1 protein-coding gene is annotated in these 403 nt (G+C 52.6%); it reads left to right on the top strand.

Annotation, left to right across the window (positions count from 1 at the left end; translation table 11 throughout):
- On the top strand, positions 1–403 hold a 403-nt coding region (locus ACV22W_RS33645; protein ID WP_448023846.1), incomplete at both ends, for a hypothetical protein.

The following is a 403-nucleotide window of genomic DNA, read 5'->3' as shown; positions in this document are numbered from 1 at the left end:
TTTGACGAGCAAGCGCTTCTGCGCAACGGGCCAGAGCTGATTGATGTGCTTTCCGCAGATGGAAATCAGGATACGTTCCGTCGCTTGATCGATTTGCAGACTGCAGAGGGCAACCTGACATTGGCGCATCGTGCAGAGATTCTTTCGCAAACCGATCCCTACGAGAGGGCGCGCAGATACCTTCAGCTTCATGAATCGTATAACGTGGGTGCTGATCGAGCAAAGCTGCCTGAACAGATCAAGCGCGCCATTGCCAATGGCGAAGATGTGAAGTCGGCGTCGAAGACAGTCGAAAGTCTCTTGGCGGCCGATCGGCAGAAGCTTCAAGATTTGACGAATAGGTTGTCGAACTCGCAACTGGATAGCTCTACGTTTGCCCATGATTCGGAACTGCAAAGGTTGC

The organism is Burkholderia sp. AW49-1 (assembly GCF_053427845.1).
This window is presented reverse-complemented; position numbering and strand designations above follow the sequence as displayed.